Source organism: Frankia tisae, from assembly GCF_025403405.1.
In the GTDB taxonomy this organism is placed as follows: domain Bacteria; phylum Actinomycetota; class Actinomycetes; order Frankiales; family Frankiaceae; genus Frankia; species Frankia tisai.
The window spans coordinates 1-8,557 of record NZ_JANEZT010000301.1 but is presented as its reverse complement, the minus strand read 5'-3'; the positions used below and the strand labels follow the sequence as shown (position 1 = coordinate 8,557).

7 protein-coding genes are annotated in these 8,557 nt (G+C 72.4%); 4 read left to right on the top strand and 3 right to left on the bottom strand.

Annotated elements, in window-relative coordinates; translation table 11 throughout:
- The 4 genes from NBZ85_RS23370 to NBZ85_RS23355 form a co-directional block, all read left to right on the top strand.
- Nucleotides 1-2,255 (top strand): FdhF/YdeP family oxidoreductase (locus NBZ85_RS23370; protein ID WP_261562589.1); only part of this gene is annotated, 2,255 nt, incomplete at its 5' end.
- Nucleotides 2,255-3,115, top strand: coding sequence for a formate dehydrogenase accessory sulfurtransferase FdhD (fdhD, locus tag NBZ85_RS23365; protein WP_261559408.1), 861 nt, complete (start codon nucleotides 2,255-2,257; stop codon nucleotides 3,113-3,115). The genes NBZ85_RS23370 and fdhD, both read left to right, overlap by 1 nt.
- Nucleotides 3,116-3,223: 108 nt before the next feature.
- A complete protein-coding gene (locus tag NBZ85_RS23360; RefSeq protein WP_261559409.1) occupies nucleotides 3,224-4,759 on the top strand; it encodes a CYTH and CHAD domain-containing protein in 1,536 nt (511 codons plus the stop codon).
- A 454-nt stretch (nucleotides 4,760-5,213) separates the two neighbouring features.
- A complete protein-coding gene (locus NBZ85_RS23355; RefSeq protein ID WP_368861428.1) occupies nucleotides 5,214-5,840 on the top strand; it encodes a hypothetical protein in 627 nt (208 codons plus the stop codon).
- A gap of 80 nt (nucleotides 5,841-5,920) precedes the next feature.
- Here NBZ85_RS23355 and NBZ85_RS23350 read toward each other — a convergent pair whose 3' ends face one another.
- From NBZ85_RS23350 to NBZ85_RS23340, 3 genes are all read right to left on the bottom strand, one after another.
- Complete coding sequence (locus NBZ85_RS23350; protein WP_261559411.1) at nucleotides 5,921-6,844, bottom strand: LLM class F420-dependent oxidoreductase; 924 nt, start codon at nucleotides 6,842-6,844, stop codon at nucleotides 5,921-5,923.
- Between the two features lie 355 nt (nucleotides 6,845-7,199).
- Entirely contained in the window at nucleotides 7,200-7,493 is a 294-nt protein-coding gene (locus tag NBZ85_RS23345) for a TetR/AcrR family transcriptional regulator (RefSeq protein WP_261562591.1), read from the bottom strand.
- A gap of 86 nt (nucleotides 7,494-7,579) precedes the next feature.
- On the bottom strand, nucleotides 7,580-8,440 hold the full coding sequence (locus NBZ85_RS23340; RefSeq protein WP_261559412.1) for an alpha/beta fold hydrolase: 861 nt from the start codon (nucleotides 8,438-8,440) through the stop codon (nucleotides 7,580-7,582).
- Nucleotides 8,441-8,557 lie beyond the last annotated feature (117 nt).

The window sequence follows — 8,557 nt, the reverse complement described above, 5'->3', positions numbered from 1 at the left end:
CCTGGGAGCGGATGGGTCCGGGGCGGTCGGTGCGGACGTTGCGGTTGGTCAATCAGGATCATGGGTTCGACTGCCCGGGTTGTGCGTGGCCGGAGCCGGCGCCGGGGGAGCGCTCGGCGGTGGAGTTCTGCGAGAACGGTGCGAAGGCGGTGGCCGAGGAGGCGACCCGCAGCCGGGTGACGGGGGAGTTCTTCGCCGCGCATCCGGTGTCCGATCTCGCCGGCCGTTCGGGGCACTGGCTGGGTAGCCGGGGTCGGATCGTGGAGCCGGTGTATCGGGCGCCGGGGGCGGATCACTACACCCCGGTCGGCTGGGATGAGGCGTTCGGGATCGTCGCGGCTGAGTTGGCGGCGTTGGACAGCCCGGACGAGGTCGCGTTCTACACGTCGGGGCGTACCAGTAACGAGGCGGCGTTCGTCTGGCAGTTGTTCGCCCGGATGTTCGGGACGAATAATCTGCCGGACTGTTCGAACATGTGCCACGAGTCGTCGGGTGCGGCGTTGACGTCGACGATCGGCGTGGGTAAGGGATCGGTGTCGCTGGCGGATCTGGAGTCCGCCGATCTGGTGCTGGTGGTGGGGCAGAATCCGGGGACGAATCATCCGCGGATGCTCAGTTCGTTGGAGCGGGTGAAGCGGGCCGGGGGTAGTATCGTCGCGGTCAATCCGCTGCCGGAGGCGGGGTTGCTGCGTTTCCGTAATCCGCAGCATGCGCGGGGGGTGCTGGGGCGCGGCACGGCGTTGGCCGACCAGTTCCTGCAGATCCGGCTCAACGGGGACATGGCGCTGTTCCAGGCGTTGTCGCGGCGGTTGTTGGCAGCAGAGGACGCTGCCCCCGGCACCGTGCTCGACCATGCTTTCCTGGCCGCGCACACCACCGGTTTCGCCGAGTTCGCCGAGCATGTTCGGACCCATCTGTCCGACGCGGACCTCGCGGCGGCGACGGGGATTTCCACTGTCGAGATCGACGAGCTGGCCGGTCGGGTGCTGGCGGCGGAGCGGGTGGTGGTGTGCTGGGCGATGGGGTTGACCCAGCATGCGAACTCGGTCGCGACGATTCAGGAGGTGGTGAACTTCCTGCTGCTGCGGGGGAACATCGGCCGGCCGGGGGCGGGGGTGTGCCCGGTGCGGGGTCATTCCAATGTTCAGGGCGATCGCACGATGGGAATCTGGGAGAAGATGCCCGACGCGTTCCTCGACGCGCTGGGCACCGAGTTCTCCTTTACTCCGCCGCGGGCGCATGGCCACGACGTGGTGGAGACGATTCGGGCGATGCGGGACGGCCGGGTGAAGGTGTTTCTCGGCCTGGGGGGAAATTTCGTCGCGGCCAGTCCCGATTCGGCGGTGACGGAGGCGGCGATGCGGGCCTGTCGGCTGACGGTGCAGGTATCGACGACGTTGAACCGTTCGCATGCGGTGACGGGGCGGGCGGCGCTGATCCTGCCGACGTTGGGGCGTACCGAGGCCGATGTGCAGGCAGGTGGGCCGCAGCAGGTCAGCGTCGAGGATTCGATGGGCATGGTGCACGCCTCCCGCGGCACGCTGGCTCCGGCCGGGGTGGGGCTGCGTTCGGAGGTCGCGATCGTCTGCGGTCTCGCCGAGGCCACCCTCACCCGCCGGGCGGCAGGTCCTGCCGACTCGGCCGGCTCGGTGGAGTCGGCTGGCTCGGTGGACTGGGCGGGGCTGGCCGCCGACTACCGACGGATCCGCGGTCACATCGCCCGGGTCGTGCCTGGTTTCGGCGACTTCGACGCCCGGCTTGCCGCGCCCGGCGGTTTCGAGCTCCCGCATCCGCCGCGTGACAGCCGCACCTTCCCGACGCCGAGCGGGCGGGCGGCGCTGACGGTGAACGTCTGCGAGGTGCTGCGGGTGCCGCCCGGTCACCTGCTGTTGCAGACCGTGCGTTCCCATGATCAGTACAACACGACGATCTACGGGATGGACGACCGTTACCGCGGGATCCGCCGGGGCCGGCGGGTGGTGTTCGTCCACCCCGACGACCTCGCCGCGCTCGGCCTCGCTGACGGTGTGCACGTCGATCTGGTCGGCGTCTGGACCGACGGGGTGCCCAGGCGGGCGGAGAACTTCCGGGCGGTGGCCTACCCGACGGCCCGGGGCTGCGCCGCCGCCTACTTCCCGGAGACCAACGTGCTGGTCCCGCTGGATTCCACCGCCGCCCGCAGCAACACCCCGACGTCGAAGTCACTGGTCATCCGGCTGGAGCCGACGGGCACAGCGTCGGACGGGCCGCGCTGATGGGGCGGGCGACCGCGCGGCGCGTGGTGACCCGGGTCCGGGCCGGGGTCGCCACGGCGGTCCGCCCGGACACGGTGGTCGGCGAGGAACCGCTGGAGATCCGGGTCGGCGGCCGGGCGCTGGCGGTGACGATGCGCACCCCCGGCGACGACATGGACCTGGCGCTGGGGTTCCTGCTCGGCGAGGGCCTGATCGGCAGCGCCGCCGACGTGACGTCGATCCGCTACTGCGTCGGGCGGGACGACGAGGTCGGGCGGGACGGTGCGGTCGATGCCGACGGCCGCCCCACCTACAACGTGCTCGACGTGGCGCTGGCCCCCGGGGTCGCCCCGCCCGAGGTCGACCTGGCCCGCAACTTCTACACGACCAGCTCGTGTGGCCTGTGCGGGAAGGCCAGCATCGACGCGGTCCGGCTGCGCAGCCGGTTCACCGTCGCCGACGACCCGCTGCGCCTCGACGCGGCGACCGTGACCGGCCTGCCCGACGCCCTGCGGGCGGCGCAGCGGCTGTTCGCCACCACCGGCGGGCTGCACGCGGCGGCGCTCGCCGGCGCCGACGGCGTGCTGCGGGCCGCGCGGGAGGACGTCGGCCGGCACAACGCGGTCGACAAGGTGATCGGCGCGGCGGCGCGCGACGGCCTGGTGCCGCTGGCCGGGCAGGTGCTGGTCGTCAGCGGCCGGGCGTCGTTCGAACTGGTGCAGAAGGCGCTGATGGCCGGCGTGCCGATGCTCGTCGCGGTCAGCGCGCCCTCGACGCTGGCGGTGGATCTCGCCGAGGAGGCGGGGATGACCCTCGCCGGCTTCGTCCGCGGCGACTCGATGAACCTCTACACCGGCGCCCACCGGGTCACGCTGGCCTGACCGCAGCCCGGAGCCGCCCGGCGCCACGCGGTCGCACCTCCTGCCAGCAGGGTTTCTCGGCCCCGGGCAGGGAACCAGTGCGTTGATCGCACCGGATGGAGGCCCGTCGTGGCAGTCACGCATGAAATCGAGCGGAAGTTCGCGGTGGAGGAGACGTTCGCGCTGCCCGCCTTCGACAGTGTTCGGGGGGTCGCCTCCGTCGCCGACCGCGACGAACGGCACCTCGACGCCGTCTACTACGACACCGACGACCTGCGCCTGGCCCGCAACCGGCTGACGCTGCGGCGCCGGGAGGGCGGCGCCGACGAGGGCTGGCACCTGAAGATCCCCACCGCCGACGGGGCCCGTGACGAGATCGGCCGCCCGCTCGGCGAGCCGTCGCAGATCCCGCCGGAGCTGCTGGACCTGGTCGCCGTGCGGCTGCGGGGGGCGTCACTTCGCCCGGTGGTGTCGATCACGACCGTCCGGCGCACCCGGCGGCTGCGCGACGCCGCCGGCCACGACCTCGTCGAGGTCGCCGACGACCGGGTCAACGCGCGAACGATGGGTGAGCGCACCATCGTGTCGCGGTGGCGGGAGGTCGAACTCGAGGTGCTCGACCCGGCCGGGGTCGACGTGCTGCCCGCCGCGAGCAAGGCCCTGCACCGGGCCGGTGCGCGGCCGTCGCCGTCACCGTCGAAGCTGCAACGCGCCCTCGCCGTCGACCTCGGCGGCCCCGATGTCCAGCCCGGCCCGGCGCGGCTCACCGCGGCCGACAGCGCCGCCCGGGTCGTCCACGCCTACCTGGCCGAGCACACCGCGGTGCTGCTCGACCGCGACCCCGCGGTGCGCGCCGACGCCCCCGAGGCGGTGCACGACATGCGGGTCGCGGCCCGGCGGCTGCGCAGCACCATCCAGACCTTCCGGCCGCTGTTCGACCCTGAGCGGGCCGCGGTGATCGAGGCCGGCCTGCGCGAGATCGGCGACGTGCTCGGCCGGCCCCGCGACGCCGAGGTGCAGCTCGCGCGCTTCGCCGGCGAGCTTGCCGGGCAACCCGTCGAGCTGGTGCTCGGCCCGGTTGCCGCCCGACTCCAGGAGGCATTGCTCGGCGAGCGGCTGCGCAGCCGCGAGGAGGCACTGGCCTACCTGCGCGGCGAACGCTACCTCGGTTTCGTCGAGACGCTGCTCGCCTTCGTCGCCGACGCCGCCGCCGGGCAGACCGAACGGGCCCGGCGCCCGGCCGGCACCGAGCTGGCGAAACTCGTCGGCAAGGCGGACCGCAGGCTCGCCCGGCGGGTCGATCGCGCCCGGCGGGCCACCGCGGGATCCGACCGCGACGCGGCCTACCATGGCGCCCGCAAGGCCGCGAAGCGGCTGCGCTACGCCTGCGAACTGATGATGCCCCTCCATGGCGGTGCCGCGGCGAAGCTCGCGAGGGAGATGAAGCGGGTCCAGGACACCCTCGGCGAGCACCAGGACTGCGTCGTGGCGCAGGCTCGACTGCGCACGTTCGCCGTCGCCGCGAACCTCGCCGGCGAATCCTCCTTCACCTACGGTCTGCTCGCGGGGGACGAACGCGCCCGCGCCGCCGCCACCCGGGCCGCCTTCGACGCCACCTGGGCGCGGGCCTCTCGCCCCCGCCACCGCCACTGGCTGCGCGGCTGACTGGGATCGCGCACGCCGGTGCCGGGTGGCGGGCGGCACCGCGGTGCCCTCCGGTCGGGTGGGTGGCGGTCGCCGGGGCCGGGCTGTTGCCCGCCGGTTCGGGCCGTCGGCGGTCGGGTCGTTCGGGACCGTCCGGGCCGCCGTCCCGGCTGTCCGGCGCAGGCGGCTTCAGGGGTGTGACCGGGGCGACCATCGCCCACGCCCGGTGACCCAGGGGCAGAGCGTGCCGGCCTGCCAGGGTCCGACCGTGCCCGTCGGGCCGGGTCCGGATGGCCCGGCGGACGTGACGTTCGACAGATGGTGTGTGCCCCGCCTCGGATGTCCACTGGGTTACGGGTTCGAGTCGATCGCGTGCGGTCTGCCTCGATGGCCCTGGACGCGAGGTTGGGAGGGTGCGATGACGCGAGCTCTGGTGGCGTTTGGAACCGGGTGTGGCGGGGCCGACGAGCTGGCCGTGAGGATCGGCGCGGGGTTGACCGCCCGCGGTCTCGAGGCGGAGGTACTGCCGGCGCGACAGGTGCGGGAGGTGGCGTCCTACGACGTGGTGATCGTGGCCGGGGCACTGGACGCCAGCCGTTGGGCCCGCGACGCTTGTCGGTTCGTCCAGCGGCGTCGCGCGGGGCTGTCCCGGCTACCGGTGTGGCTGGTCACCGGCGACCCGTGGGCTGACGATCCGTACGCCGGCGACCCGCGTGCCGGTGGGACTGAGCCGGCCCAGCCGACTGCGCAGGTCGCCGAACTCGCCACGCTGATCGGGGCCCGTGGCACGGTGACGATCGACGGGCCGCCGACTGACGGCGGCGACGGCCCGTCCGGAGCGACCACGCGGGCGCTCGCGGGGTCTGAGCGCCACCCGGAGCGGCTCGCCGCGTTCGTGGACACCGTCGTGACCGCGGTCCCGCCCCGCGTACTGCGCGCCGTGCCCGCCTGGGGATCCGGCTCCGGCTCCGGCGAGGGCAGCGGCCGGCGCGGACACCGGCCGGTCCGGATGCGACTGGTCGGCGCGGACTCGCGCAGCGAGGCGCCGCAGGCACAGATTCCGGCGTCCGCGCGCAGCACCCGAAGCCGGATAACCGGATAACCGGATACCAGAAATCCCCGGGCCGCTGCGCGCGCTGTGCGTGCGGCACGCCCGCACAGCGGAAAACCGGCCGGGCGCGGTCAGCCCCGGGCGAGAATGATCTCCTCGCCGAAACGGCGCACCGTCTCCTCGGACGCGCCGGGATCGTCCCCGATCACGTTGAAGATGAGCCAGTCCACGCCGAGGGCCTCGTATTCGGCGATGTGGGCGCGGACCTGGTCGGTGTTCCATCCCTGACGGACGTCGATGAGGGACAGGACCCCGCCGAGGGCGACGGTGACCTCGGCCGGGTCGCGCCCCGCGGCGGTCGTGGCGTCGCGCAGCCTGGTGATGCGCTCGCCGACGGCGGCCGAACCGGGCACGTGGGCGGTCCGGATGGTGCCGGCCAGCGTCTCGGTGGTGAGGGTGAACAGGGCGCCGCCGCCGAAGCGGGCCGCCCGCTCCAGGCCCCAGCCGCTGTTGGCGTGTACCCACAGGGGCGGGTGCGGTCGCTGGATCGACGGCGGCCGCAGCGCGGTGCCGGACGTCTCGAAGCCGATTCCCTGGTAGGAGATCTCCTCGACGGCGGAGTCCGCGGTGAGAATCTCCAAAGCCTCGTCGAACAGTTCGCGGCGCCGGTCGAAATCGGCTCCGGAAGCGCGGAATTCACCCCGCAGATATCCGGTGCCGACGCCGACGACGAGTCGCCCCCCACTCAGCCGGTCCAGCGTGCGGATCTGGTGCGCGGTGAATAACGGATTACGGTAGGGTAGCACAGTCACCAGGGTGATTAACGTGATGTCCTCGGTCAGCGCGGCACAGAAGGCCAGGGACGAGAAAGGCTCGGAACTGCCCTCGCCGCCGGCATGCGTCCATTTCAGGGATGGCGCCGGGTGATCGGTGAAGGCGATACCGGACCATCCGCTCTCCTCGACCGCACGCACCCACGAGGTGATGTGTCGCTGGTCCAGCACCTCGGGTCGCCACCGCGGATCACCGATGCCGTGTTGCACGCCGAACTTCATGTTCCTGCCCTTCGGTCGCCCTGGTCACGCTCTGTCCTGCATCGTGCGGCAGGTGTCCGGGCAATGCGCGCTCCCATTGTCAGGGGCTGCGCGGCGGACCAGGTCAGCTTATGCTGTTCCGCGCACGGATGCCCCGTTGCTCGGTCCTGGCCCGGGTGGGGCCGTCGACGAGAGAAGATCACGTCTGCCTGCGGAATTTCCGCGCGGCCTTCGCGCATTGAGTCGTACCCGGTGTGACCGTTCCGGGAATCGGTCAGCGCTGCGCGCCAATGGCGCGGCTCAGGAATTCGTGGATCGTGGCCATGACGGTTTCACCGTCATTCTGTTCGGTGGCGAGCTGGATGTAGAAGCGAATCTATTCGCCGATAGCCGTATACGGATCGGTTGCGCTGGACAACCGTCCCGTGAGCTGGGCTGTCGCCCGTCCGCTTTCCTCTTCAAACATCGATAGCAGTAGCTGGTCCTTCGACTTGAAGTGCCGGTGGAACGACCGGGTCGAAAGCTGCGCCTCGGTGAAAATCTCACTGACGGTGACGGTGACGGTGACGGCATCCGCAAGTTCAGGAAGGCGCGGCCTGACCGACGCAGGACGAACGGCTCCGTTCCCGAGCTGCCCGCCCGCCGCCCGCGGGCGGCGGGCTCGGCCGATTCGGGCGCAGATCTTCGCGACCTGGACGGAGCTGATCGCGGTGAGGCTGCGCGCACGCCGTCTGAAGCCCGAGGCCAGGCCGGCCGTCAGCCTCCGTCGGTGGCCCGGGTGAAGTCGCGCAGGATCGAGGCGAGTTCGGCTGGCTGGTCCAGGGGGATGAGGGTGCGGGTGTCGGCGACCTCGACCAGCCGGCCGTGGGGGAGGAGCTCGGCGAGGCGGCGGCCGTGCTCCGGCGGCATCACCCGATCCTCGGCGGCCCAGACCACCAGCGCGGGGCCGGTGAAGGCCGGCAGGTAGGTGGGCGCGTCCAGCAGGAGCTCCCGCGCCGGGCGCAGCGAGCGCAGCACCCGCACGGTGTCGCGGCGGATGCCCCCACGGGTCTCGCCGCGGCGCAGCAGCGGTCGCATCCACCGGGCGGTTGCGGCGTCCCCGCGGGCCGTCAGCCAGCCGAAGGCGATCGGCGCGCGCCGCATCAGCCGCAGCCGCATCTGCTGCATGACCAGGCCGAACAGCGCCGGCGGCAGCGTGCCGGCCAGGGCCAGCGTCCGCCCGGTCAGGCTCGGTGGGATGTTGTCGAACGCCTCGCAGGAGACGAGCGCGATCCGGCCCACTCGCGCCGCGCCGTCCCGCAGGACGAGCTGCACCAGCGCCCCGCCGGTGTCGTTGCCGACCAGGGTGACGTCGTTCAGGCCCAGTCGGTCGAGCAGTTCGGCGACAAGGCGGGCGAGGCCGGGCAGCGAGAGGTCGGCGTCGGGGTGCATGGGATGGCTGTGCGCCCCCATGGGCAGGGTGGGGACCACGCAGCGGTGATCGGCGGCGAGCTCCGCGACCGGGCCGGCCCACAGCGAGGCGTCCATCAGCAGTCCGTGCAGCAGCACCAGGACGGGGCCGGGGCCGCCGGTGTCCTCGTAGTCGATCGTTCCGGTGGACAGCTCGATCTCCGCCATGCCGGCCGCCTTCCGTGTGTCCGGAGCCACAACTTCTACGTCTCGTAGAAGAGAACCACGGGCTTCGTCGTACGTCCAGTACGGATTGCATCCGCGTCGGGACCCGGTGGCCGGGGG